We start from the raw sequence: 25,613 nt of genomic DNA, 5'->3' as shown, positions 1-25,613 counted from the left end.
TGCTAGCATGTGCGGATGCAGTCCTCCGCGCTCGACATCCTTCATTCCGTTTTCGGTTATCCCGCCTTCCGCGGCCAGCAGCAGGCCATCGTCGATGAAGTCGCCGGTGGCGGCGATGCGCTGGTGCTGATGCCCACCGGTGGCGGCAAATCGCTGTGCTACCAGATCCCCGCGCTCATGCGGTACGGGACCGGTATCGTCGTGTCGCCTTTGATCGCGCTCATGCAGGATCAGGTGGACGCGCTGGTTGAAGCCGGCGTGAAAGCGCGTTATCTCAATTCCAGCCTCGATGCCGCCACCCAGCGCGAGGTGGAGGACAAATTGCTCGCCGGCGAGCTCGACATGCTCTATGTCGCCCCCGAGCGCCTGCTTACCGGCCGTTTCCTCGCACTGCTCGATCGCATCCCCATTGCGCTGTTCGCCATCGACGAAGCTCATTGCGTCTCGCAGTGGGGCCACGATTTCCGCCCGGAGTATCGCGAGCTCACGTTGCTGCACGAGCGCTTCCCGGAAGTGCCGCGCATTGCGCTCACCGCCACGGCGGATGACCGCACTCGCGAGGAAATCGTCGATCGCTTGCGGCTGGGCGAAGCAAAGCGCTTCGTCTCCAGCTTTGATCGCCCGAATATCCGCTACCGCGTGGCGCCGCGGCAGAACGCGCGCCGCCAACTGCTCGATTTCCTGGATGCGCACCGCGGTGATGCCGGCATCGTGTATTGCCTGAGCCGGCGCAAGGTGGATGAAACCGCGGCGTGGCTGGCCGAAGCGGGTATCGATGCGTTGCCGTACCACGCCGGCCTGGACCCCGAAACACGCCAGCGCCACCAGCAGCGCTTCCTGCGCGAGGACGGCATCGTGATGGTCGCCACCGTCGCGTTCGGCATGGGGATCGACAAGCCTGATGTGCGCTTTGTCGCCCACCTCGATCTGCCGCGCAGCATGGAAGGCTACTACCAGGAGACCGGCCGCGCCGGCCGCGATGGCCTGCCCGCGGAAGCCTGGATGGTCTACGGTCTGGGCGATGTGGTCACCATGAGTCAGATGATCGCGCAATCCGAATCGGGCGATGACCGCAAGCGCATTGAGCGCCTGAAGCTTGATGCGCTGCTTGGGTACGCGGAGGCCACGCGCTGCCGCCGCCAGCTTTTGCTTGAAGCGTTCGCCGAGCCCCACGGGGGCCACTGCGGCAACTGCGATAACTGTCTGGTGCCGCCCAAGACATGGGATGCAACCCTGGCGGCGCAGAAGGCCATGTCGGCCATTTACCGCAGTGGACAGCGCTACGGTGCGGGTCACCTGATCGAGATCCTCCGTGGCGAAGCGGGTGACCGCGTGCGCGATCTCAACCACGACAAGCTCAGCGTGTTCGGCGTGGGCGCCGATATGGATGCCACGCAATGGCGCTCGGTGTTCCGGCAGCTGCTCGCCGCGGGCCTGGTCGAGGCCGATCCGGAGGGTTACGGCACGCTGCGCCTTTCGGCGCAGAGCGGGCCGGTCCTGAAGGGCGAGCGCCAGGTGCAGTTGCGCGAGGATGCCCGGCCCGCCAAGGGGCGGCGCATGCGTAGTTCGGCGCCCTCCGCCGGCAGCACGCTGGGTATCGAGGCGACCGAGGAGCCGTTGTGGAACGACCTGCGCCGCGTTCGCGCGGAGCTGGCGAAGGCGCACGGCGTACCGGCCTACGTCATCTTCCACGATGCGACGCTGCTGGCCATGCTGCGTGCGCTGCCACAGGACGAGGAAGAGCTGTCGGCGATCAGTGGCGTGGGCGAAAGCAAGCTCAAGCGCTACGGTAAGGATTTCCTGGCCGTACTGACGGCCGCCTCCTGATCAGGTTTGAGAGTATTCTCAAACCCGTGCCAGCGTTGAAAAAAATCCGGTCGGCGCGCTTGCATCGTGAAGGGTTTGTCCCCAAACCTTAGGGGCTAGCCCCACATCGATACGTTCGACGACGTGACGAGACGAGGGTGCATGCCGTGGCACGCCGCCGCGGCCAACGACGACTCAGGGAGCCGCCCATGCACGACGCCACGCCACTCATTGCCACCATCGTCGGTGGCCTTGTCCTCGCTTTTATCTTTGGCGCCATCGCCAACCGCATACGGCTACCCGTCATCGCGGGTTACCTCGTGGCCGGCGTGGTTGCCGGGCCGTTTACCCCGGGCTATGTCGCCGATGCACACATTGCGCAGGAACTCGCGGATCTCGGCGTCATCCTGCTCATGTTCGGTGTGGGCCTGCATTTCTCGCTGAAGGATCTGCTCGCCGTAAAGAGCATTTCCATTCCCGGTGCCGCCGTACAGATGGGCGTCGCCACCGGCCTGGGTATGCTGCTCGGCTGGGCGCTGGGCTGGCCGGTGGCGCAGGGCTTCGTCTTCGGTCTCGCCCTCTCGGTGGCCAGCACGGTCGTGCTGCTGCGTGCCATGGAAGAGCGCCGCTTGCTCGACAGTGACCGCGGGCGCATCGCCGTGGGCTGGCTCATCGTGGAAGACCTTGCCATGGTCCTGGCGCTGGTGCTCCTGCCCGCGCTGGCCGGGTTCCTTGGTGAAGGCAAGGGCGATACGCCCGGTATGGGCGAGCTGGTGCAGACGGTGGCCATCACCATCGGCAAGGTGGTCCTGTTCGTCGCCGTCATGCTGATCATCGGCAAGCGCGCCATTCCGTGGATGCTGCAGGCCGTCTCGGGTACGGGTTCGCGCGAACTGTTCCGCCTGGCCGTGCTCGCCATTGCACTCGGCGTGGCGTTTGGTGCGGCGCACCTGTTCGATGTGTCGTTCGAACTTGGCGCGTTCTTCGCCGGCATGATGATGGGCGAATCGAAACTCTCGCAGCAGGCGGCCGAGGAAACGCTGCCCCTGCGCGATGCCTTCGCCGTGCTGTTCTTTGTTTCCATCGGCATGCTGTTCAACCCGCACGTGCTGGTCCAGCATCCGTGGCTCGTGCTCGCGGCATGCCTGATCATCATCGTCGGCAAGTCGGTGGCGGCGTTCGCCATCGTGCGCATGTTCGGCCGCCCGACCAAAACGGCGCTTACCATCGCCACCAGCCTGGCGCAGATCGGTGAGTTTTCGTTCATCCTGGCGGGCCTTGGCGTCTCGCTGGGCCTGCTCAGCGAGGAGGCGCGCGACATCCTGCTGGCCGCCGCCATCGTTTCGATCCTGGTCAACCCGCTACTGTTCGTGGCGCTGGATAAATGGGTGGCGAAGCACGATTCGGATGCCCCCGATGAGCACCCGGATATGCGTGGCCACACCGTGCTCGTGGGCTACGGCCGGGTCGGCCGCCGCGTATTTTCCGAACTGCGCGCCACCGGTGCGCCCATCCTGGTGATCGAAACCGATGAGGATGCGGTGCGTGAGCTGCGCGAAAAGGGCACGGCCGATGTGGTGATCGGTAACGCCGCCGCGGCACCCGTGCTGGCTGAAGCCAACCTCGCCGCCGCCCGCGCGCTCATCGTCGCCGTACCGGATCCGTTCGAAGCGGGGCAGGTGGTACGGGCCGCGAGGGCGCTCAGGGCCGATCTGCCCATCGTTGCCCGTGCGCACTCCGAGGAATGCGTGAACCACCTGGCCGGCCTGGGTGCCAGCGAAGTGGTCTACGGTGAGCAGGAACTTGCGCACAGCATGTTCGAGGCCTGCCGCCAGAAGCCCGCGGCCACGGGCGGCCATTAAGCGACGCCCACCGCACGCATTCGCAAGACACCGCCGGACACACTGCCCTAACGTTCCGCTGGCTAACGTAAACAGGTTAGCCAAGCGAAACGGAGGCAAGATGGCATCCCGGATCGAAGATTACGCCATGCTCGGCAATTGCCGCAGCGCGGCCCTGGTGGCGCGCAACGGCTCGATCGACTGGTTATGCCTGCCGCGGTTCGATTCAGCGGCGTGTTTCGCGGCCCTGCTGGGCGATGAAAACAACGGCCGCTGGTGGCTGGCGCCAGCCGACACCGATGCGGTCAGCACGCGCCAGTACATCGATGGCAGCCTGGTCCTGGAAACCGTGTGGACCACGGCGACGGGCAAGGCCCGCGTGGTCGATTTCATGCCCTTCGCCGGCGAGCAGGTCGGCATTACCCGCATTGTCGAGGGCATCGAGGGTCGGGTGGATTTCGAAAGCCGCCTTACCGTGCGTTTCGATTACGGCAATGCGCTGCCCTGGGTGACGACCGGCGAGGATGGCACACTGTCGGCCGTGGCCGGCCCCGACATGGTCGTGCTGCGAACCCCTGTCGATATGGAAGGCGAGGGCATGGAAAGCGTGGCCCGGTTCAGCGTGGCCAAGGGCGATTCGGCGCCGTTCGTCATGGCCTGGGGCCCGTCTCACCTGCCACCGCCCGAGCCGCTGGATCCCGCCCGTGCGTTGAAGGATTCGCTGGATTACTGGGAAGCCTGGTCGAGCCGCTGTAACGGCAGCGGCGAGTGGAGCGATATCGTCCGCCGCTCGCTCATCGTGCTCAAGGGGCTTAGCTACGAGCCCACCGGCGGCATTGTCGCTGCACCCACCACCTCGCTGCCCGAGCAATTTGGCGGTGAGCGCAATTGGGATTACCGCTTCTGCTGGGCACGCGATGCCACCTTCGTGCTTTCCGCGCTGGTGAATGCGGGCTACCACGATGAGGCCAGCGCCTGGCGCGACTGGGTACGCCGCGCGGTGGCCGGTTCCCCCGGGCAGTTGCAGGTGCTGTATGGCCTGGCCGGCGAACGCCGGCTGGAAGAGTACGAGGTCACGTGGCTGAAGGGTTACGAAGGCGCACGTCCCGTGCGCGTCGGCAACGCAGCGTCCAACCAGTTCCAGCTCGATATCTTCGGCGAACTCGTGGGCGCGTTCTCGCATGCCATGAAGCACGGCGTCGTGCTTCACCCGGAAGCGGATAATGTCCAGGCCGTGTTCCTCGACCATCTTGCCGAGATCTGGCGTCATCCCGACGAAGGCATCTGGGAGATTCGCGGTGAGCCCCGTCACTTCGTGCATTCCAAAGTCATGGCGTGGCTGGCATTCGCCCGGGCCGCGGAGCAGAAGCGCGACGGGCTGGACCCCCACTACGTCAAGCGCTGGCGCAGTATCGCCGACGAAATCAAGGCCGATATCCTGGCCAAGGGCGTGGACCCGGTGCGCGGGTGCTTCACCCAGTCGTATGGGTCCACCGAGCTCGATGCGAGCCTGCTACTGGTGACGCTTACCGATTTCCTGCCGCCGGATGACCCGCGCATCGTCGCCACGGTGAAGGCGATCGAGGACGACCTGATCGTGGGTGGTTTTGTCCGCCGCTATGACACTCGCTCGGGTGTGGATGGCCTGCCACCGGGCGAGGGCGAGTTCCTGCCGTGCAGTTTCTGGCTGGTCGAAAATTACGTGATGCTGGGCCGGATGGACGAAGCCCGGGCACTTTTTGAACGCCTGATTGCGCTCACGAACGACCTCGGCCTGCTCGCGGAGGAGTACGATCCCCGGACGAAACGGCTCTTGGGCAATTTCCCACAAGCCTTTTCCCATGTCGCGTTGGTTAATGCCGCCTTTAGTCTGGCGCATGGCTACAGCGCGACAGCCGATATCCACGCCACCCCCGAATCCACCGTTCCCCAAGGAGTCAGTGCATGAGCCAAGCCCAACCGAAGCGCGCGACGTCCCGCGCTCATCCGGCCGACCCGTGTACCGTTGTGATCTTCGGCGCCGCAGGCGACCTCACCAGCCGCCTCGTCGTCCCCGCGCTGTACAACATGCGCCGTACCGGCCTGCTGGCCGATAACTTCGCCATCGTGGGTTTTAACCACGGCAAGATGTCGGACAACGCCTGGAAGAACAACCTGCACAAGTCGCTGGAGCGCTACGTCTCCGGCGCAGGCCAGCGCCTCGATGAAGAAGCCTGGGGCTGGCTCGGCAGCCAGATGACGTACTTCTCGGGCGATTTCGATGATGCGTCGTCGTTCCAGTCGCTGGCGACGAAGCTGAAGGAGATCGACCGCAAGCGGGGTACCCAGGGCAACGTGCTGTTCTACCTGGCTACGCCCGAGCGTTTCTTCGGTGATGTGATCGAGCAGCTGCGCGATGCCGGCCTGACCCAGGATGGTGGCGTGGATGGCGACCACTGGCGCCGCGTCATTATCGAGAAGCCGTTCGGCCACGATTTGGCTTCGGCGAACGCGCTGAACGAGCGCATCCTCAAGGTACTGCGCGAGGACCAGATCTACCGCATCGACCACTTCCTGGGTAAGGAAACGGTGCAGAACATCATGGCCTTCCGTTTCGCGAACGGCCTGTTCGAACCGATCTGGAACCGCGACCGTATCGACCACGTGCAGATCACCGTGGCCGAAACCGTGGGCGTGGAGCGCCGTGGCTCGTTCTACGAGCAGACCGGCGCCATGCGCGACATGGTGCCGAACCACCTGTTCCAGCTGCTGGCCATGGTGGCCATGGAGCCGCCGACCTCGTTTGATGCCGAAGCCGTGCGCACCCGCAAGGCCGAGGTGATCGAGGCGATCCGTCCGATCTCCCCCGAGGACGCCGTGCGTGGCCAGTACGGCCCAGGCGCGGTGAACAGCGAGCTGGCCCGCGCCTATCGCGACGAGCCGGATGTGGCGCCGGATTCGGTCACGGAAACCTTCGTGGCCATGAAGCTCTCCATCGATACCTGGCGCTGGTCGGGCGTGCCGTTCTACCTGCGCACCGGCAAGCACATGGGCCGCCGTACCACCGAGATTGCCATTCGCTTCAAGAGCGCGCCCATGGCGCCGTTCCGCGGCACCGGCATGGATGCGTTCGGGCCCGACTGGCTGGTGCTGCAGATCCAGCCGGATGAGGGCATCTCGTTGCAGTTCGACGTGAAGCGCCCTGGCCCGCGCGTGGAACTCGCCCCGGTGCGCATGGATTTCAAGTACGCCGACTGGTTCCGCGCCGAGCCGAACGTGGGCTACGAGACGCTGCTGTACGACTGCATGACCGGCGACGCGACGCTGTTCCAGCGCGCCGACATGGTCGAGGCGTGCTGGCGCGCGGTGCAGCCGGTGCTCGATGACTGGGCCCAGCGTACGCCGGCGGATTTCCCGAACTACGCTTCGGGCAGCGCCGGCCCGGCCTCGTCGGATACGTTGCTGGCCATGGGTGGGCGCTCGTGGCGCCCGCTCAACACCGGCACCGAGCCGGCGCGCCGTGCCGCTCGCCAGAAGGCGGAAGCCGGTGGCGCCGCCCTGGCGGCGAAAGAACCTGCGAAGCCGACGGCACGCAAGCGTGCGGCGGCGAAGAAGGTGCTTCGCGCCGCATCGGTGAAGAAGACGGCGCCTGCGAAGAAAGCGCCTGCGAAAAAGGCCGCGGTGAAGAAGGTCGCGGCAGCGAAGAAGGCCCCGGCGAAAAAGGCGGCGACCCGAAAGGCAGCGCCGAAAAAACGCACGACCAAACGCTGATGCAGAAGGGGCCCTCCGGGGCCCCTTTCTTTTTGTAGGAGCGCGCTTGCGCGCGATGGGTGCCCGCGTGGTACCGGATCGCGCGCAAGCGCGCTCCTACAGGGGGCGAACTAGTGCGACGACACGAAGATGGCGTCGGCAAAGGCTTCCGGCAACGCAAAGCTCTCGCGCATGCGCCTGGCTTCCGCGCCGGGCGATGCACCAAACAACCGCCTGAACTCGCGGCTGAATTGCGAAGGGCTGGTGTAGCCCACCGCGTGGCTCGCGGCCTCCGCCGTCATGCCCTGGCGCACCATGAGCAGCCGCGCCTGGTGCAGGCGTGTCGATTTCACGTACTGCATCGGCGAGACGTTCGTGATGGCCTTGAAGTGGCTGTGAAAACTTGGCGCGCTCATGCCGGCTTCTTCAGCAAGCGTGGCGACATCGAGCGGGCGCGGGTATTCGGCATGGATAAGGCGCAGCGATCGGCTGATCTTGCCGAACTGGCCGCGCGTGGCCAGCGCTTCGCGCATGGAGGCACCCTGGGCGCCGGTGAGCACGCGGTAGTAGATCTCGCGCAGTAACCCCGGGCCGAGCACCGCCGCATCGAGCGGCTTGTGCATGGCGTCAAGGAAGCGCAGGACCGTGTCCTGCATGGCGTTATCCATGCGTGTGGACAACATGCTTCGCGGCGCCTGCGCGGTCGTGACATCGCCCGAGGCATCGATCTGTTCGGCGAGTTCGGCGGCCAGCGTGAAGTCGAGATGCAGGTAAAGCGCGAGCAGCGGATGTTCCGGGCCCGCGTCCGTTTCCATGGTGAAGGGCACGGGCACCGATACGGCGAGGTAGTGGTCTTCGTCGTACACGTACACCTGGTCGCCGAAGTAGCCGCGCTTGCAGCCCTGGCAGACGATGACGATGCCGGGATCGTAGAGCACCGGCGTGCGGGCAAGCGGGCGGTTGGAGCGAAGGATGCGGACGCTGGGGAGGGCGGTGAGGTTATAGCCCTCGTTCGGGCCGAGCGCGTGGAGCAGTGCCACCGTACGTTCGCGCGTGGGGCTGCGTGGGATCGCGTCCTGATGGGGTGTGGAGCGCGTACTCATAGGAATAGGCAAGAAACGTAGGGCATTGCGGCTTATGGCCGGGGTCTGTCGAGTTCATTATGCATCCCATGGCACCTCAGTGGAGACGCGACATGGCAAACGAAAAGACCCTTCTCATCACCGGTGTCAGCAGCGGCTTTGGCCGGGCGCTGGCGCAGGAGGCCCTGGCCGCTGGCCACAGGGTCGTGGGCACCGTCCGTAGCGACGATGCCCGACGCGAGTTCGAATCGCTGCACACGAATGCGGTAGCCCGCATCCTCGACGTCACCGATTTCGATGCGATCGACGGCGTGGTCGCCGAGGTCGAGTCGACGGTTGGCCCGATCGACGTCCTGGTCAACAACGCGGGCTACGGCCACGAAGGCATCATGGAGGAATCACCACTGGCGGACCTGCGCCGGCAGTTCGATGTGAACGTGTTCGGTGCCGTGGCCATGATCAAGGCCGTGCTGCCTTACATGCGCCAGCGCCGCCGCGGCCACATCCTCAACATCACCTCGATGGGTGGGCATATCACGATGCCAGGGATCACCTATTACTGCGGTAGCAAGTTTGCGCTGGAAGGTATCTCTGAAGCGCTTGGCAAGGAGGTCGCCGAGCTGGGTATCCATGTCACCGCCGTGGCGCCGGGTTCGTTCCGCACGGATTGGGCCGGGCGATCCATGGTGCGTACCGAGCGCTCCATCAGCGATTACGACGCCATCTTCGACCCGATCCGCAAGGCGCGCGAGGAGAAGAGCGGCAAGCAGCTGGGCGACCCGGTGAAGGCGGCGCGGGCGATGCTGGCGGTGATTGGTTCGGCGAACCCACCGGCACATCTGTTGCTGGGCAGTGATGCGCTGAAGCTGGTGCGCGACAAGCTGGCTGCGTTCGAAGCGTCCATCAGTGAGTGGGAACCGCTGACGCTGTCAACCGACGGCTAACCTGTAGGAGCGCGCTTGCGCGCGATGGGGGCTTGCGGTGGCGTGGATCGCGCGCAAGCGCGCTTCTACAGGGAGCGGCGTAGCAGCACGACGAATACAGTGAGGGGAACCGCCAGCAGCAACCACGCGACCGGTTGCCAGGCGGGGCCGGCCAACAGTGCGAGGAATAGGCCGGTGAGCAGGCAGGCGGCCATCGCCGCAGGAAGTGCGATCAGGCCGCGGGGCCTCTGGCTATGCCGGCTCATGTGATTATCTCCGCCATGGGCGCGACGCGACGACGGCGCCGGTTGATCCAAAGATAGATGCCACTCACCAGTACGACGATCGCGCCGATATCGAAGACCAGCCACAACAGCTTGAGCGGCAGGCCGCCGTAATCGCCGAAATGCAGCGGGCGCGAAACTTCGAGCGCGGAGAGGTACCAGGGCAGTTGCTCACCGTCGATGACGTCACCGGTGCTGGCATGGATGAGGACAGGCGTCAGCAGTTCGCGACGAAGCGGCGTATCGCCGTGCAGCCATACCAGGTAGTGATGAGGCTGGTGCCGCGCCTCGCTGGGAAAAAGGATGCTGGCGACGGTCTCGTGGGGGTGGCGACGCAAGGCCTCGTCCATGGCGAACTGGACGGCAATCCTGGCCGTCGTGCCAGGCGTGCCAGAGGGGCCTGGCGTGCCTGGCTGCGCGGCGAGCATGCGTGCGACATCCGTGGCTTGCCACAAACCGAACAAGGGTTTCTCAAGGGTGTTCATGACACCGGTAAGGCCAACCACACCGAACCATGCCAGCAGCACCATGCCGAGCACATTGTGCAGATCAAGCCAGCGCAGCCGCGGGTTGCCACGCAGACGCAATGTGCCCGCGCCAGCGCGCGGCGTGAACGGTGGATAGAGCACCACCCCGGATACGAGTGCTACGACGAACAGCAAGCCCATCACACCAAGCAGCAATGTACCGGGCAAGCCGAGCGTCAGGCTGCCGTGCACCGCGAGCATCACATCCATGAAGGAGATGCGCTGCGTGCCCGCCTGGCGCTGGTCATCGAGCAGGGCGCCGGTATGCCGGTCGTACTTCAGCCAGTGATACGCACCGGCGTGGTCGATCAGCCCGATCGTCGCCATGCCCTCGTCATCATCGGGCAGGCTGATGAAGTTCGTGGCATCACCGGGATAACGAGCCTGCGCCGAAGCCAGCAGCTGATCGAGCGTTAGCATCGGCGTACCCGGCGCCACATCAGAAGCGTGCGGGGTACCCAGTGCATCCTCGATCTCGTCCTGGAAGATCAACGGCAGGCCGGTGACGCAAAGCACGAGCAGGAACACGGTGCACACGAGGCTGGACCACGTATGCACCGCCCGCCACCGCCGTAGGGCGGTGGCGGAGAGTCCCGGACGCGTCACGCTCACAGCGATTTGCGGATGGTGAGCATCGTGTTGCGCGGATCGCCGTAGATGCCGAAGTACGAGGCCGGTACGCGGGCGAAGTACTTGCGATCGAACACGTTGTTTACTGTCAGCGTCAGTAGCCAGTCGCGATCGAACTGATAACCCACCTGGCCATCGAACACCGCGTAACCCTTCTGCGTGATCGTGCCGCGGTTCGTGCTGCTCAGCACACGTGCGCCGCCGCCGACACGGAAGCCGTGCGGGTTATCACCTTCAAAGCGGTAGACGCTCCACAGCTTGAAGGTCTTCTTCGGTTCTTCCGAATCGAACACCTGGCCAGCGCTGGTAGCGTCTTTCAGGTAACGGGTGAGCAGGTAGGTGTAGCCCGCCTGCAGGTCCCAGCCTGCGGCCAGGCGGCCGCTCACTTCGGTTTCCCAGCCCTGGCTCTGCGCCTTGCCGGCGGCGATGTAGTAGTTCGGGTGTTCCGGATCGTCATACGCGCGGTTCTGGTCGCGCAGGCGGAACGCGGCGAACGAGGCGGTGAGCCTGCCATCCAGGAACTCGCCCTTCAGGCCGGTCTCGTACTGCTTGCCCGTGCGCGGCTTCAGCGCAGTACCGGAGAAGGTCAGGTTGTTCTGCGGCACGAATACCGTGGTGTAGCTGGCGTAGGCCGAGAGCCAGCTGTTGATGTCGTAAACGACGCCGACATAGGGCGACGCCTTGTGATCGACATCCGGCGCGTCCACCCACTCGCCCAGCGGCGTGGGCGAACCGGCCTTGGTCTTGCTGCGGTAGTTGGTGAACTGGCTGCCTAGCAGCACGCTCCAGTCATCCGCCGGCTTCAGGCGCAGTGCGGCGTAAAGGCCGTACTGCGTGGTTTCGGTCAGGCTGCGGCTGGTGAAGGGAATCTCCGGGCGCGGGATCCCGGTCAGGTCCATGACATCCACGCCGCCGTCGATGTCGAAACCACCACTCCAGCTATCCGCGGTTTGCCGCGCGTAGTTGAAGCCAACGATCAGCTGCTGCGGGCGTCCCCATAGTTCGAACGGGCCGGATACATTCATGTCGGCGCCGGTCCAGCTGCCGTCGGTGTACTGGCGCTGCAGCCAGTAATCGGCGTGGTTATCCGGCTGCACCAAGCCATCGATATAACCGTACTTCGAGGCATCGGTGGTGGAGCGGCGGTCGATGTTGATCTTGCCGTGCCAGTCGTTGCCGAAGTCGTGATCGAGCTCGGCGTAGTAATCGTTGAGCGTCGGCTTGTCGTAGCTCCAGTCCGTGCCATAGAACTGCGAGCGCGGCGCATCCAGTGCCTGGCCATGCGGCGGGATCGCGTACACCGACTGGCCCCAATCGAGCGGGCTGTTGCGTTCATGCTGGTACGCGGCCGACAGGGTCAGCAGGGTGGACGGCGAAAGATCGAACTCCACCACACCGTAGAAGAACTGATGGCGCGAGTTGGCTTTGTCGTAAAAGTAATCGTGATCCTGCGTGGAGATGACCGCGCGGCCACGGATCGTGCCCTCGCTGTTGAGTGGCGAGCTGCCATCCAGCGTGGCCTGGTAAGTGTTCCACGAGCCTGCCGACACGCTGCCGCCCCAGCCGGCCTGTTCCAGCGGGCGCTTGCGCACCAGGTTCACGGTGCCGCCCGGGCTGCCCTGGCCTTGCAGGATGCCCGCGGGGCCGCGAAAGATTTCCAGGCGGTCGTACATGGCCAGGTCGAACTGCGACTGGTACTGCAAACCATTGTTGGCGGCGATGCCATCGAACTGCACATCGGGCTGGTAGCCGCGCGACTGGAAATACGAGGTGCCGACACCGTAGGGCACCGCCGTGATCCCGGTGGTGCGGTTGAGCACGTCGTACACGCTGACCATGTTCTCGTCATCCATGCGCTGCCGCGTTACCACGGAGACCGAGCTAGGCATTTCGCGCGGCGAGAGGGCGAGCTTGCCGAAGGACACTTCGTTGGCCGCATAGCCTTCGGTCACGCCATGGACGTTCACGCTCTCGAGCTCTTCGACCTTATTGCCGCCACGGCGGCGCGCGGTTTGCGACGCGGCTGCGGCGGCGGCCGCCTTGGGCGCGGCCTTGGCAGGCGTTGGCGCGCCGACCCGCTGCAAGCGCACCGAGCCGTCATCACCCAGGCGGTAATCCAGGCCCGAGTTGGCGAGCAGGCGCTTCAGCGCGTCCGCCGTGGCCAGATGGCCGTCCACGGCCGGTGCCTGTAGTCCCGTGGTTAGCGACGCGTCGTAGACCAGCACGGTGTCGCTCTGCTCGGCGAAGCGGTTCAGCGCCTGGGCCAGCGGGCCAGCGCCGATGTGGAAATCACGGGCCGCTTCGAGCGCTGCCTGAGGGGCGGCCGTGCTGGCGCTGGCCCAAGCCAGGCCCAGGGCAAGGCAGAGGTGGCGCAGGCGCGGGGTGGAAGGGGCAGGCGAACGAGGAACACGAGCGGGCATGGGACCATCCATCAAGAAGAAATGAGCATCAATCTCATTTAAGACGGATGAACGAGCCGGATGAGGATGTCGTCCGGCCAATTATTTTCACCCTCAGCCGCGCAGGACGACCCAGCCGAATCCCACGTGACTCGCGCGCAGGCCAAGGTTGGCCTCGATCACGCGGAGCGCCGCCAGCGGATCGCTGGTGCGGAAGACCCCGCTGACGCGACGGGAGGCGGCCTTGTCACCCATGAGGACGATACGGCCGGCGTAGTACCGGTTCAGTTCGGCCACCACCTCGCTGAGCGGGCGGTCGACGAACACGAGTCGGCCGCGCGTCCAGGCCATGGCTGCGTCTGCGTCCACGGAGGTGACCGTGGGGATACGCGCGTCGTCGGCCAGCGTGGCGCGTTCGCCCGCACGCACGATGGCCTTGCCGCCGGGCGCCGCGACCTCCACCAGGCCGCTGGCTACCACCACCTGCGTGGCGTCGCCTTCCCGCTTCAGCTGGAAGGTGGTGCCGATGTCCGTCACGACGACCTGGCCGGCGCGAACACGGAAAGGCCGGCGATCCGCATGGCCGACCTCGAACGAAACCGTGCCGGTGAGTACCTGCACGTCGCGCCAGGCGGCATCATCGCGCAGGCGGATGGCGCTGCCCGTATCCAGCTGGGCCGAGCCACCCCCTGTGAGTGCGATCCTCTGCGTTTCGCCGGTGGCAGTGTGTGCATCGGCGTGGAGGGCAATATCCATGCGGGGGTATTGCCACACGCCAAGTGCGAACAGCACGCCGGCAACGCATGCGGCGGCGAGAATCGTGCGGTGGCGTCGCTGCTTGCCCGGCCCACGCGCGCGCTCGTGTTGGGCGCGTGGGCGCGGGCCTGTCGCGGCGGGCACCGCGGCGACCATATCGAGTTCGCGCCACGTGGCCTGCGCCCGCTGCAACGCCTCGGCATGGGCCGGGTTTTCGTCCAGCCACGCCTGCAGCGACGCGCGCTCCTGCGCATCCAGTTCGCCGGCATCGAGCCGGACGACCCAGCCCGCCGCCTGTTGGCGGGCGCTTGCGTTGTAGTGGGGCTGCGGCATGGCGGGATCGGCGAGCCGGTGGCGACGAGCGCGCATTATGCCCCTGCCTCGTCAAGCCGTGCCTGACAATGGGCCAAGGCCTTGCGGAGGTGTTTTTCCACCATGTTGCGACTGATGCCCAACTGCTCGGCGATCTGCTGGGGCTCCAGGTGCTCCAGCTTGCGCAGGCGAAAGACCTCGCCGCAACGCGGCGGCAACTCGGTCACGGCATGGGCCAGGATGCGCAGGCGCTGATGGCCGGCGATTTGGGCTTCGCTATCCGGCGCGCCATCGGCTACATCGGGCAGTTCGCCGCTATCGACATGCCGCTCGCGCACCTCGCGCTCGCGCAGCCAGTCCAGCGACAGGTTGCCGGCGATGCGGTAGAGGAAGGCGAGGGGGTTCCTTACCACCGTGCCCTCATCGAGCATCGCGACCTTCACGTAGGTCTCCTGCACGATGTCCGCTGCGGTTTCCGGCGAGCGCATGCGCCGCTCGACAAAGCGGCGCAGCGGCTCATAGTGGTTTTGCAGGATTCGCAGCAGCGGGGCAGGCCCCTGCACCGCCGCTGCTTCATCCTGGTACCCGGCTCCACGCCCCACCTTGCCCGCCTTTGCGCCCCTGTCAGATAAGAATAATTATCATTTCAAGGCGTGCTGCGGTGCAAGGCCGGCGGTTAGTCGTGCTTCTTATGGTCGTCGTGGTGCTGCTGTTGCTGGGGCGCCGGCCGGGCCTGTTCGTGGTGCTCCTGCGGCTGGGGGCGCGGCTGCTGTTGCGGCTGCGGGCGGGAGTCAGGCCGCGGCATCTCGCGCGGCGCCTGGAAGCGCTGCTCGGGCTGCTGCGCCGGGCGGGGTGCCTGGACATGTTGCTCGGGCTGCTGCGCTGGCCGGGGCGCCTGGAAGTGCTGCTCCGGCGGCGGAGTGGGGCGGGGCGCCTCGCGTTGCTGCTCGGCACGCTGCGCTTGGAATCGCTGCGCCTCGCTGCGTTGCGGCGGTGCCTCGTTGTTGCGCGGCACCTGCGGCGCGTGTGCGACCTGCGGCTGGCCTTGCGGCTGAGTGTGCGGCGCCTGCTGCTCCGGCCGCTCCTGAAGCTGCGGATTCTCGCGCGGCATCGGCGGCATGTGTGCGGTCGGGTGCGGTGGCTGACCAGGGGTCGCGGCCTGGGTAGCCGCCGTGCGCTCCATCGGCGAGCCACGCTGGCCGTACCGCTCATGCTCACCGGGCCGTGTGCCAGCGGGCGCATTAGCGAACCCGGAACGCGCCGGATTGCCGGGATTCCCCGCCTGCGGCGCCAGGCCGCGGCCGGGTTCACCTTGCTGGCCCGGTCGCCCTGGTTGGCCAGGCGCCTGGAAGGTACGGCCGCCTTGAGCGACGTTGGGTTCGCCCGGCCGCGGCGGTGCAATGGCCGGCCGCGCATTCGGCGCCGTGGCGTGCAGGGCACCCGGTGCGAAGTTCGGCCGTTGCATGTGCGCGTAATCCGGCTGGGCCGGGCGCGGCGGCGGTGCGCCAACGCCTTGCGGACCGCGCGGCGGCTCGCCGGGGCGGTTATAGGTGTTGTTGAAGTTGTGCCGGTTGTCGATGTGCACCGAGCGATCGACGAAGCGGTTGTTCACCACGGTGCGATTCACAACATAGGGATGGTTGTCGTACACGACGGCCGGGCGGCCGCCATCGCGGTGCCCGCCCCAGGAGGTGTGCCAGCTATCCCAGCCCCACGGGCGGTCGTGGTGATCGTGGTGGGCAAACAGTTCGCCGACGACAATGCCCGCGCCGAACGCGACAACGCCAGCAATCGCGGCATCGCGATAGCCGTACGAGGGTTCGACGTAGCGTGTTTCGTACACGGTGGAATAAACAGGCTCGCCGTACACCACATCCGGATCGTATTCGGGCACGTACACCACGCCCGGGTCGGTCGGTTCAATTTCGATGGTCTGTGCCGGCGGTCCCACGATCTCGTCCTGCTCCACGACCGTCTGCGACACCGGCTCGCCGCGATCGACCACCTGCACCTTTTGCTGTGACGTGCTCTTCAGGTTGCCCTTGGCCTGCGCGCGCGAACGCATGACCTGGATCGCGTTCATGACATCCGAAGGCTGGTTTGCGTACGCCTGGCCGAGTGCGTCGGTCCATTCGCCGTTATTCGCCATCTGATCGAGCACGGCGGGGAAGGCGACCAGCGACTTCACGCTGGGATCCCACGGCTGGCCGTCGGCGGCATCGATCAAAGCGGCACCGGTCAGGTCGCGATGGCCCTGCACGAACTGGCGGGCATCATCCACCTGGTCGGGGTGCGTGGAGGCGGCGAGCGTCTGCGCCACGAGGTTGTCGGGGAAGAGGGCGATCGGCGCGACGAGCGCGTACAGCTGCTCGGCGGTGGGCTTTTGGTAGGGTGCCGCCTGGACATCGGGCGCCGGGGCGGTGGCGGCGGCAGCGGGGGCATCGGCGGCCTGCGTGGGTGGTTCGCGGTTGCACGCGGCAAGGGCCGTCACGACGGCGGCCGAGAGCAGGGTCTTCAGGGATACGTCGCGGAACGCTCGTGACATCGGTGATGCCTTTCCTTGGGTGTGTGGGCTGAGCTTCTCGCTCGGCGGGTGACTGCGCGCTGTCTGCAACGGGCTTTTATCGTTCGCGTTTACCTGCGCGTTGGACTTCGTAAAACCTTACGCCTCGTGCCGGGTGGTAAGCCGACTGGTTCGCCTTCACGAATGCTTGTGTCGATCAGATCAGGTCGTCTCCGGTGGGCGCTCTGTCGGAGTCGGCCGTGAGATGGCTAAAGCGTCGCCAGTCCCGGCTAGTCGCCGCTTTGGCTCAATGCTGTCGACGGCGTTTTGTGGGGCTTCCCCTACATACGTCATCGCGACGCGCAACGTACGATTGCGGCGGTCACGGGCAGGCGAGCCCTATCCGCGGCATCGCACGTAGAACGATTCACAAGGCAGGGGAAACGACATGAATTTCCAGGGACGGATCTTAGGACTCGAGAGCGCCATCACGCGTGGCCTGAGGCATTGCGCCGATAAACCGCATCGGGGCTGGTCGCGGGCTGTCGTCCTGGCTGGCTGACCCGTACGCTCACGATAACAAGAACATACTTGGGAAGCGTGGGGAGGAAATAGATCGGCGAATCATTGACGGAAGAGCTCAGGATCTGGAGAACAAGCTAGCAAATTTCGCAAAACAACTTCTGTTGTGTGAGGAACGAAATGCAGATCGAAGTGGATGAACTAAAAAAGCTTATCGTCGCGGCGCTAGATCATGTCGTCGCTGATCTTGGGGTGACTACGTTTCAGCTAGACGGCTCCGAGGATTTCTACTGGGAGGTTGCGGCTGCCGAGATGTGGGACATGCAGAATGCCTCGCCGAAAATCCACGTCGGAAGCTTGATGGATGATTGCGAGTTCGCAATGCGAACCGCTGCCGCGATGGCTCATGGCATCCCGCCGGACCCGTATTCGCTTATTCACGTTGCGCCCTTGCTGCGCTTCGTCGCGGAGAATGCAGGTGCCGTGCGCAGCTGAGAAGATTCCTTTCCGTATGTGCCGCGCCTGACGACACCAACTGCATGCCGAGTGCAAATGTTGATGGATACTTCCAGTGGCTCGAGGCCAGGCCGATCCCGAGAACACTCCGCGGACAAATCAAGTTCGAGGGGCTTTTTGATTTCGATCTTTACGATGAACTCAAGTTGGAATTTGCCAAGTGCACTGTGGCACCAGTTCGACACTGGCGAGTTCGTTGCGACACATGTGCTCCTTCCTTACGACGCGTGCCGGTTCAGCCTGGTAACCTCTGATCAGCTATTCGCACGGGCAGGTTGCGAGACAAATCCGTTCGGTTTGATTAGAGAGGCGCGCGCAAACAACCTGAAAGACGAGAACCGATAGAAAGGTTAGGACAGACGTCTTGTTCGACAATGGCGAGCCGTATTTCTTCACGGTGCACTACCTCCCCATGAGGTCGAGTGGCCTTCCGTCCATATGCCTCAGTACCCAGTGCGCGGGTGGGCGGCCCTAGGGGGCTGCCCACCCGCAGCTTCCTCCCCCCAAGTCCGAGGCGGCGACCGCCGCTAAAATCCCCATTGGCGCTAGCGAATGAACCGGTAAAGCGGGTAGCACGGTCGCCAGACCCCGGTAACCCGCCCAATTTTACGCTGCGGTGCAACAATGGATGGCAAAGGCGTGATGCCATGCCGGTCACCGGTGGGCGCAAGGAAAAAACTCCCGGTGCGAGCAGGGTTTAGCGAAATGGCGGGCCACGCGGGAGGGGTAGTGGATCGATCCAAATTGTTATGAGAATTTTCCGCACTGCACGAAACTGGTTTTTCAGAAAAAGACAATAAAAACAAGCAACTATGGTGTAATGGTTGTCTTTAGATCGAGTTAAAAAAACCGTTGACATCGTTGTCACCGGCCCCTAAAAATCTGCTCAGTAATACGGCTGCAACAGCGCACTACGCCACGGTTCCCCCACAAGGCGAACCCCGCCACCGCGGCGTAACGCAGGGCACTAAACAAAAACACCGAAGGCCGAATGAATCACTAACGCGGGCGCGAGCCCGTGCGGTTGCGTTCGTCCTGCGAAAACCCCCTCCCCAGGACACTCTTATGAACCACCGTTTCAGCGCACTTTCCATGGCCATCCTGGCCGGGCTGTTCGCCTCGGGTAGCGTGATGGCCCAGGATGCGGCCACGACCACCCCGGCCGCCCCGGCTGCCAAGAAGGCCGACGCCGCACAGACGGACGCCAACGCGCAGGATGCCGCCAACCTGCAGGGCGTGACCGTCACCGGTATCCGCGCCTCGCTGCAGAAGTCGCTCGACCTCAAGCGCAATTCCGATTCCATCGTCGATGCCATCTCGGCCGAAGACGTGGGCAAGTTCCCGGACACCAACGTCGCCGAATCGCTCTCGCACCTGCCGGGCCTGTCGGTGGACCGTAACTTCGGTGAAGGCGACAAGGTCAGCATCCTGGGCACCGACCCGGCGCTGAACCGCCTGATGCTCAACGGCCAGACCGTCGCCTCGACCAACTGGACCTCGGATCCGAACAACCCGGATAGCCGTTCGTTCAACTACAGCCTGCTGGCCTCGGAAATCATCGGTAACGCCCAGGTCTACAAGACCCCGCAGGCGAACATCGATGAGGGTTCGATCGGCGGCACCGTGATCGTGAACACCCGCCGCCCGCTCGACCTGCCGGCGAACACGCTCACCGGTAGCGTCAGCTACGGCTACAACGACAACGCCGACAAGGGCAAGCCGAACGCTTCCGTGCTGTACAGCTGGAAGAACAAGGACAGCACTTTCGGCGTGATCGGCTCGCTCATGCACTCCGATCGCATCATCGACCGCCAGGGCACCGAAGTGTTCGGTTACCAGCGCGTCAACGATCCGACCGATACCAACCCGGATCACCAGTTCAACCCGAACGTCGTGTCGCCGAACCAGCAGGGCGTGTACCCGACCGCGGTGAACACCGCGTGGTTCCAGCAGCGCCGTACGCGTGATGGCGTGTCCACTGGCCTGCAGTGGAAGCCGAACGAAGCGTTCGAGCTGAACTTCACCGGCCTGTACGTCACCGAGAAGTTCAACAACTTCAACCAGAGCCACTACGGTGAATGGTCCGGTTCGGCCGCCAACGCCACCGCGCTGGGCTTCAACAACGGCGTGGCCACCAGCGGTAGCTACAACGCCAACACCTCGACCTACCTCGATGGCTACGAGCGCGATTCGACCGTGAACACCGGCGTCGCCCAGTTGCGCGCCGATTGGTTCGGTGATGGCTGGACCGCGTCGTCGCAGATCGGCTACACCGGTTCCACGGGTGGTTCGGACGGCATTTACAACATGCAGTTCCAGGGCTTCGGCGGTTTCAACTACAACCTCGATGGCCAGCACCCGCAGATCAACTACAACACGCCGGATAACCCCTCGGCGATGCTCGCCCACGGCGCTGGCTACAGCTACGCGCCCAGCTACGACCGCGAGCGTTACTTCCAGGCGGATTTCTCGCACGATGTGCAGTGGGGCCCGCTGAACCAGATCGAAGTGGGTATCAAGGCCACCAACCACCTGGACGGCCAGGACGCCTATTCGGCGCAGCTGCCCAGCCAGGATGGCAACGGCCTGTCGCTGGCGGATTTCGCCAACGGCGGTACCCCGAGCGGCTTCCTGAGCGGCCTGAACTCGGCCGGCAACATGGGTGACTGGACCACGATCGATCCGGGCCTGATGAAGGCTTACATCCAGAGCATCAAGAACGGCCACGTCTCGCTCGACCCGAAGGCCACCTACAGCGTCGCCGAGCAGAACCGCGCGTTCTACATCCAGGGCGATTTCTCCGGCGACGACTACCGCGGCAACCTGGGCGTTCGCTACTACCGCACCCGCGATACGGTGAACGGCTACCAGTTCGTCGGCGATAACCAGTACGCCCCGGTGAACAAGCGCAGCACGTACCATGACTGGCTGCCGTCGTTCAACATCGCTTATGACGCGACCGATGCCCTGACGCTGCGCTTCGCCGCCGCCCAGACCATGGCACGCCCGCGCTACCAGCAGATGACCCCGTACGTGGCGCTGGATGACCGCACGCTCACCGGCTCGCGTGGCAACACCGACCTGGGCCCGTACAAGTCGACCAACTACGATGCTTCGGCCGAGTGGTACTTCTCGGAGAACAGCGTGCTGGCCGCGGAGCTCTTCTTCCGCCGTATTTCGGGTTACATCCTGAACACGAACGTGGAAGAGACCCACTACAACCTGACCAACCTGCGCGATGACGTGTACCAGATGCAGGTGCCGATCAACGCCGGCGTGGCCAAGGTGAAGGGTGCCTCGATCAGCTACCAGCAGAACTTCAAGTACGGGTTCGGCATGCTGGCGAACTACACCTACTCCGATGCGACGACCAGCAACGACTTCCCGCTGCCGTACAACTCGAAGAACGCGTTCACCATTTCGCCGTTCTATGAGCAGGGCCCGTACAGCGCCCGCGTGACCTACAGCTGGCGCTCGTCGTACTTCACCTCGATCGCCCAGTTGCAGTCGCAGCAGATCACCGGCATCTTCCGTGAACTGGACGCGTCGCTGGGTTACCAGATCAATGACCACATGCGTGTCTCGCTGGATGCCACCAACCTGCTGAACGAGACCTACTTCGTGTACAACAACACCCCGGCTGAGCCGCTCAACGCCTACAAGAACGGTCGTACCTTCACCGTGACCCTGGGCTTCAAGCTGTGACGGCCCGCGCGTCGCTGGCCCTGGCCCTCCTGCTTGCCGCGGGAGCGGCCAGCGCCGCTACGTCGGTGGAGAAAGACCTCTCCGCCGGCTGGCGGTTCCGCCTCGCCCCCGGGGTGGCGGCCAGCGATGCGCACCCCGAAGTGAAGGACTGGCAGCCGGCCACCGTGCCGGGTGCCGTCCAGACCGATCTGCTCACGCTGGGACGGGTCCAGGACCCGTTCTGGCGTGATAACGAAGCCAGCCTGCAATGGGTCGGGCTGGCCGACTGGGATTACCACCTGGACTTCGACGTGGACGCGGCCATGCTGGCGCGTGGTCACGTCGATCTTGTTTTCGACGGCCTCGATACCTTCGCGGACGTCTCCCTCAACGGGAAGAAGGTGCTGAGCGCGGACAACATGTTCCGCCAGTGGCGCCTGCCCGCGAAGGGCGCCCTGAAGCAGGGCAAGAACACCCTGGATGTCCGTTTCGCCTCGCCGGTGGCCAAGCTCCTGCCGTGGCTGATGAAGCAGCCGTACTCGCTCCCGGGCGAGTTCGATTCCTCGTTCGGCGATGAGCCGAAGGGCAAGCAGACCTCCAACTATGTGCGCAAGGCCAACTACCAGTACGGCTGGGATTGGGGCCCGCGCTACCTCACCGCCGGCATCTGGCAGCCGGTGCGCCTGGAAGCATGGGACGACCTGCGCCTCAACGATTTCCACGTGGCCCAGGACCATGTCGGTGCCGACCTGGCGAAGCTGCAGGCCGCGTTCGACCTGCGCGCCGACAAGGCCGGTGCCGCCACGCTGAAGGTCGACTGGACCGCGCCCGATGGCACCAAGGGCCACGAAGAACGCAACGTCACACTGGCGAAGGGCGAGAACCAACTCGCCGTACCGGTGGACATCGCGCACCCGCAACGCTGGTGGCCCGTGGGCTACGGCGATGCCAACCTCTATCACTTCCATGCCGATGTCGTGGCCAATGGCGCACCTGTCGCCTCCGCCGACAAGGACACCGGCCTGCGCACCGTCGAGCTGCGCCGGGAGAAGGATCAGTGGGGCAGGGGCTTCGCCTTCGTCGTGAACGGCGTCCCTATCTTCGCCAAGGGCGCCAACCTCATCCCGTTCGATAGCTTCCCCACCCGTGTCACCACGGCGAAGATGGAAGCGATCCTCACCTCCGCCCGCGATGCCAACATGAACATGTTGCGCATGTGGGGTGGCGGCACCTACCAGCCCGATGCCTTCTACGCCCTGGCCGATCGCATGGGCATCATGGTGTGGCAGGACTTCATGTACGGCGGCGCGATCACCCCGTACGACAAGGCGTTCCAGGAGAATGCACGCGTCGAGGCGATCGAGCAGGTCACCCGCCTGCGCGACCACCCCTCCATTGTGCTGTGGGCGGGCAACAACGAAGTGCAGACCGGCTGGGACGACTGGCCGGATCGCCAGGACTTCCGCAAGTTCGTCAACGCCGATGAGGTGAAGAAGATCGACGATGGCATGCGCGAGCTGTTCGGCAAGACCCTGCGCGGCGTGGTGAAGGATCTCTCGCCCAACGTGCCGTACTGGGCCAGCTCACCCAGCACCGATTACGAAGGCCCGGCCAACGTCGAGAGCGACGGTGATTTCCATTACTGGAAGGTCTGGTCGGGCTCCGAGCCGATCGACCACTACCTGGACATGACCCCGCGCTTCCAGAGCGAGTACGGCCTGCAGTCGTTCCCGGTCATGGCCACGATCAAGGCCTTTGCCGAAGCCGGCGACATGCAGCCGGAATCGAAGGTGATGCGCGCGCACCAGAAGTTCGCCAACGGCGATGGCAACCAGCGCCTGCTGCTGTACATCCGTGCTGGCTACGGCGAACCGAAGGACTTCCCGTCGTTCGTGTACCTGAGCCAGGTGATGCAGGCCGAAGGCATCGAGCTGGCCGCCGAGCACCTGCGCAGCGCGCGCCCGCGCAGCATGGGTTCGCTGTACTGGCAGCTCAACGATGTGTGGCCGGGTGCGTCCTGGGCCAGCGTGGATTATTTCAACCGCTGGAAGGCCCTGCAGTTCCACGCCAAGCGCTTCTACGCGCCGGTGGATGTGGTGCCGATCCGCCGCGATGGCCACACCGAGGTATTTGCGGTCTCCGATCGCGTGAAGGATTTCGACGCCACCCTGCGTACCCGTGTGTACGCAATGGATGGCAAGCTGCTCCGCGATAGCAACCAGCCGGTACACGCCACCGCACTGACCAGCACCTCGGTGCTCAAGGCCGATGACGCCGCGCTGTTGAAGGGCGCCGACCCGAAGCGCACGGTTGTTGCCTTTGATCTGGTCGAGCAGGGCAAGCCGGTCGCCAGCCACCTGCTGTATTTCGGTGCGGCGAAGGATCTGGCACTGCCGAAGCCCGAGCTTTCGACGAACGTGCACGAGACCGCCCAGGGCCTGGTCATCACCGTGACCGCGAAGCGCCTGGCGCGCGCGGTGTGGGTAGATACAGGCGATGTGGACGTACGCCTTGCGGATAACGCTTTCGATCTGTTGCCGGGCGAAAGCCGCGACATCCTTGTTTCCGGTAAGGCCGACGCGGCGACGCTTCGTCAGGCGCTGTCCGTTACCTCGCTGGTCGATGCACTGAAGGAGACCCACCCGTGAACCCGAGCCGCCGCAACCTTATCAAGTGGCTGTCCCTGGCACCTGGCCTGGCCGTGGCTGGTGGCCTCAGCACGGCCGCCCTGGCGGCGCCGCGTTTCGAGAGCAAGCGCCCGCCGGTAGGCAAGCGCAAGTTCACCAGCGAGGCGGTGGAAAAGCTGCTTGCCTCCACCAAGAAAAAGATCGCCGACCCCGAGCTGGCGTGGCTGTTCGAGAACTGCTTCCCGAACACGCTGGATACCACGGTCGAAGTAGGCCGCCTGGATGGCTTCGAAGATACCTTCGTGGTCACCGGCGATATCGATGCCATGTGGCTGCGCGATTCCTCCGCCCAGGTGTGGCCGTACCTGCCGCTGGTGGCGAAGGATGAAGCCCTGCGCAAGCTGTTCCGCGGCCTCATTCGCCGCCAGGCCCGCTGCATCAGCATCGATCCGTATGCCAACGCCTTCATGCCCGACCCGAAGGCCAAGAGCAACATGGACTGGTCGCAGCAGGACCAGACCGACATGAAGCCCGGCGTGGCCGAGCGTAAGTGGGAAATCGATTCGCTGTGCTACCCGGTGCGCCTGGCGCACGGTTACTGGCAGGCCACGGGCGACCGCGAACCGTTCGACGATAGCTGGCGCGCCGCGACCCAGCTGATCGTGAAGACGTTCAAGGAGCAGCAGCGCAAGGATGGCCTGGGCCCGTACCACTTCCAGCGCCCGGCGCTTAACCCCACCGATAGCCAGATGCTGCACGGCTTCGGCGCGCCGGCCAAGCCGATCGGCATGATCGTGCAGGAATTCCGCCCCTCGGATGATGCGACCACGCTGCCGTTCAACATCCCGGGCAACCTTTTCGCCGTGGTGACCCTGCGCCGCCTGGCGCAGATGCATGGCACGTTCTACGGCGACCAGGGCTTTGCGGCCGAGTGCCACGCGCTGGCCGACGAAGTCGCTGCTGCTACTGAACAGTATGGCGTGATCCGCAACGGCCAGGACGAATACTGGGCGTACGAAGTGGATGGCTACGGCAACCAGCTGTTCATGGATGACGCGAACGTCCCCAGCCTGCTTGCGCTGCCGTATCTCGAGACCACGGCATACGACAAGCGTTATGCGCGCACCCGCGAGCTGGTGTGGAGCAACAAGAACCCGTACTTCTTCAAGGGCACGGCCGGTGAAGGTATCGGCGGCCCGCATGAAGGCCTGCGCTACATCTGGCCCATGTCGATCATGATGAAGGCATTCACCACGACCGATGTGGCTGAGCAGCGCCAGTGCCTGCATATGCTGAAGACCACGCATGGCGGCACGGGCTTCATGCACGAAGCATTCGACCAGGACGACCCGAAGAACTTCACCCGTTCGTGGTTCGCCTGGGCCAACACCTTGTTTGGTGAGCTGGTGATCCACCTCGCTGAAAAGAATCCTGATTCACTGCGCCGGGTCTGAACCCGCCGCTTGCCGGAG

At 64.8% G+C, this 25,613-nt stretch carries 16 protein-coding genes; 9 read left to right on the top strand and 7 right to left on the bottom strand.

Annotated elements, in window-relative coordinates; all coding sequences use genetic code 11:
- Positions 1-15: 15 nt before the first annotated feature.
- The 4 genes from recQ to zwf all read left to right on the top strand — a co-directional run bounded on the left by recQ (position 16) and on the right by zwf (position 7,397).
- Positions 16-1,827 carry a DNA helicase RecQ gene (gene recQ, locus ABIE56_RS12780; protein WP_429244167.1) on the top strand — a complete coding sequence of 604 codons (1,812 nt, stop codon included), beginning with the start codon at positions 16-18 and terminating at the stop codon, positions 1,825-1,827.
- 188 nt (positions 1,828-2,015) lie between these two features.
- The gene (gene ybaL / locus ABIE56_RS12775; protein ID WP_429244166.1) at positions 2,016-3,668 is read left to right on the top strand and encodes a YbaL family putative K(+) efflux transporter; all 1,653 of its coding nucleotides are present in this window, start codon (positions 2,016-2,018) and stop codon (positions 3,666-3,668) included.
- A gap of 100 nt (positions 3,669-3,768) precedes the next feature.
- Complete coding sequence (locus ABIE56_RS12770; protein WP_429244165.1) at positions 3,769-5,595, top strand: glycoside hydrolase family 15 protein; 1,827 nt, start codon at positions 3,769-3,771, stop codon at positions 5,593-5,595.
- Positions 5,592-7,397, top strand: coding sequence for a glucose-6-phosphate dehydrogenase (zwf, locus tag ABIE56_RS12765; protein WP_429244164.1), 1,806 nt, complete (start codon positions 5,592-5,594; stop codon positions 7,395-7,397). Before ABIE56_RS12770 ends, zwf begins: the two co-directional genes overlap by 4 nt.
- A gap of 110 nt (positions 7,398-7,507) precedes the next feature.
- Here the strand turns inward: zwf and ABIE56_RS12760 are convergent, their stop codons facing one another.
- Positions 7,508-8,416 carry an AraC family transcriptional regulator gene (locus ABIE56_RS12760; RefSeq protein ID WP_429244163.1) on the bottom strand — a complete coding sequence of 303 codons (909 nt, stop codon included), beginning with the start codon at positions 8,414-8,416 and terminating at the stop codon, positions 7,508-7,510.
- A 155-nt stretch (positions 8,417-8,571) separates the two neighbouring features.
- Between ABIE56_RS12760 and ABIE56_RS12755 the strand changes: the two genes are divergently transcribed.
- A complete protein-coding gene (locus ABIE56_RS12755; RefSeq protein WP_429244162.1) occupies positions 8,572-9,402 on the top strand; it encodes an oxidoreductase in 831 nt (276 codons plus the stop codon).
- Between the two features lie 65 nt (positions 9,403-9,467).
- Here the strand turns inward: ABIE56_RS12755 and ABIE56_RS12750 are convergent, their stop codons facing one another.
- The 6 genes from ABIE56_RS12750 to ABIE56_RS12725 form a co-directional block, all read right to left on the bottom strand.
- A complete protein-coding gene (locus ABIE56_RS12750; protein WP_429244161.1) occupies positions 9,468-9,647 on the bottom strand; it encodes a hypothetical protein in 180 nt (59 codons plus the stop codon).
- Positions 9,644-10,750, bottom strand: a complete 1,107-nt coding sequence (locus tag ABIE56_RS12745; protein ID WP_429244160.1) for a PepSY-associated TM helix domain-containing protein — start codon at positions 10,748-10,750, stop codon at positions 9,644-9,646. The genes ABIE56_RS12750 and ABIE56_RS12745 overlap by 4 nt, the downstream gene beginning before the upstream one ends.
- Positions 10,751-10,800: 50 nt before the next feature.
- Positions 10,801-13,242: a TonB-dependent siderophore receptor gene (locus ABIE56_RS12740; RefSeq protein WP_429244159.1), complete on the bottom strand. Its 2,442-nt coding sequence runs from the start codon at positions 13,240-13,242 to the stop codon at positions 10,801-10,803.
- 93 nt (positions 13,243-13,335) lie between these two features.
- Positions 13,336-14,346, bottom strand: a complete 1,011-nt coding sequence (locus ABIE56_RS12735; protein ID WP_429244158.1) for a FecR family protein — start codon at positions 14,344-14,346, stop codon at positions 13,336-13,338.
- Positions 14,346-14,891 carry an RNA polymerase sigma factor gene (locus ABIE56_RS12730; RefSeq protein WP_429244157.1) on the bottom strand — a complete coding sequence of 182 codons (546 nt, stop codon included), beginning with the start codon at positions 14,889-14,891 and terminating at the stop codon, positions 14,346-14,348. Before ABIE56_RS12730 ends, ABIE56_RS12735 begins: the two co-directional genes overlap by 1 nt.
- Positions 14,892-14,965: 74 nt before the next feature.
- Positions 14,966-16,834: a DUF3300 domain-containing protein gene (locus ABIE56_RS12725; RefSeq protein ID WP_429244156.1), complete on the bottom strand. Its 1,869-nt coding sequence runs from the start codon at positions 16,832-16,834 to the stop codon at positions 14,966-14,968.
- Positions 16,835-17,494: 660 nt separating this feature from the next.
- On the opposite strand from ABIE56_RS12725, the gene ABIE56_RS12720 reads away from it, so the two are divergent.
- From ABIE56_RS12720 to ABIE56_RS12705, 4 genes are all read left to right on the top strand, one after another.
- The gene (locus ABIE56_RS12720) at positions 17,495-17,809 is read left to right on the top strand and encodes a hypothetical protein (RefSeq protein WP_429244155.1); all 315 of its coding nucleotides are present in this window, start codon (positions 17,495-17,497) and stop codon (positions 17,807-17,809) included.
- Positions 17,810-18,895: 1,086 nt separating this feature from the next.
- Positions 18,896-21,535 carry a TonB-dependent receptor gene (locus tag ABIE56_RS12715; RefSeq protein ID WP_429244154.1) on the top strand — a complete coding sequence of 880 codons (2,640 nt, stop codon included), beginning with the start codon at positions 18,896-18,898 and terminating at the stop codon, positions 21,533-21,535.
- A complete protein-coding gene (locus ABIE56_RS12710) occupies positions 21,532-24,162 on the top strand; it encodes a beta-mannosidase (protein ID WP_429244153.1) in 2,631 nt (876 codons plus the stop codon). The genes ABIE56_RS12715 and ABIE56_RS12710 overlap by 4 nt, the downstream gene beginning before the upstream one ends.
- Complete coding sequence (locus ABIE56_RS12705; protein WP_429244152.1) at positions 24,159-25,595, top strand: glycoside hydrolase family 125 protein; 1,437 nt, start codon at positions 24,159-24,161, stop codon at positions 25,593-25,595. Before ABIE56_RS12710 ends, ABIE56_RS12705 begins: the two co-directional genes overlap by 4 nt.
- Positions 25,596-25,613 lie beyond the last annotated feature (18 nt).

Source organism: Luteibacter sp. 621 (assembly GCF_050435445.1).
Classification (GTDB): Bacteria; Pseudomonadota; Gammaproteobacteria; order Xanthomonadales; family Rhodanobacteraceae; genus Luteibacter.
The sequence above is the reverse complement of the archived record's forward strand: the minus strand, read 5'-3'. Positions and strand labels throughout refer to the sequence as shown.

Excerpts from the sequence above, each read along its gene's own strand:
- ABIE56_RS12750 (WP_429244161.1), bottom strand. The coding sequence starts at position 9,647 with ATGAGCCGGCATAGCCAGAGGCCCCGCGGCCTGATCGCACTTCCTGCG.
- ABIE56_RS12740 (WP_429244159.1), bottom strand. The coding sequence starts at position 13,242 with ATGCCCGCTCGTGTTCCTCGTTCGCCTGCCCCTTCCACCCCGCGCCTG.
- ABIE56_RS12725 (WP_429244156.1), bottom strand. The coding sequence starts at position 16,834 with ATGTCACGAGCGTTCCGCGACGTATCCCTGAAGACCCTGCTCTCGGCC.
- ABIE56_RS12770 (WP_429244165.1), top strand. The coding sequence starts at position 3,769 with ATGGCATCCCGGATCGAAGATTACGCCATGCTCGGCAATTGCCGCAGC.
- ABIE56_RS12735 (WP_429244158.1), bottom strand. The coding sequence starts at position 14,346 with ATGCGCGCTCGTCGCCACCGGCTCGCCGATCCCGCCATGCCGCAGCCC.
- zwf (WP_429244164.1), top strand. The coding sequence starts at position 5,592 with ATGAGCCAAGCCCAACCGAAGCGCGCGACGTCCCGCGCTCATCCGGCC.
- ABIE56_RS12720 (WP_429244155.1), top strand. The coding sequence starts at position 17,495 with ATGCAGATCGAAGTGGATGAACTAAAAAAGCTTATCGTCGCGGCGCTA.
- recQ (WP_429244167.1), top strand. The coding sequence starts at position 16 with ATGCAGTCCTCCGCGCTCGACATCCTTCATTCCGTTTTCGGTTATCCC.
- ABIE56_RS12715 (WP_429244154.1), top strand. The coding sequence starts at position 18,896 with ATGAACCACCGTTTCAGCGCACTTTCCATGGCCATCCTGGCCGGGCTG.
- ybaL (WP_429244166.1), top strand. The coding sequence starts at position 2,016 with ATGCACGACGCCACGCCACTCATTGCCACCATCGTCGGTGGCCTTGTC.
- ABIE56_RS12755 (WP_429244162.1), top strand. The coding sequence starts at position 8,572 with ATGGCAAACGAAAAGACCCTTCTCATCACCGGTGTCAGCAGCGGCTTT.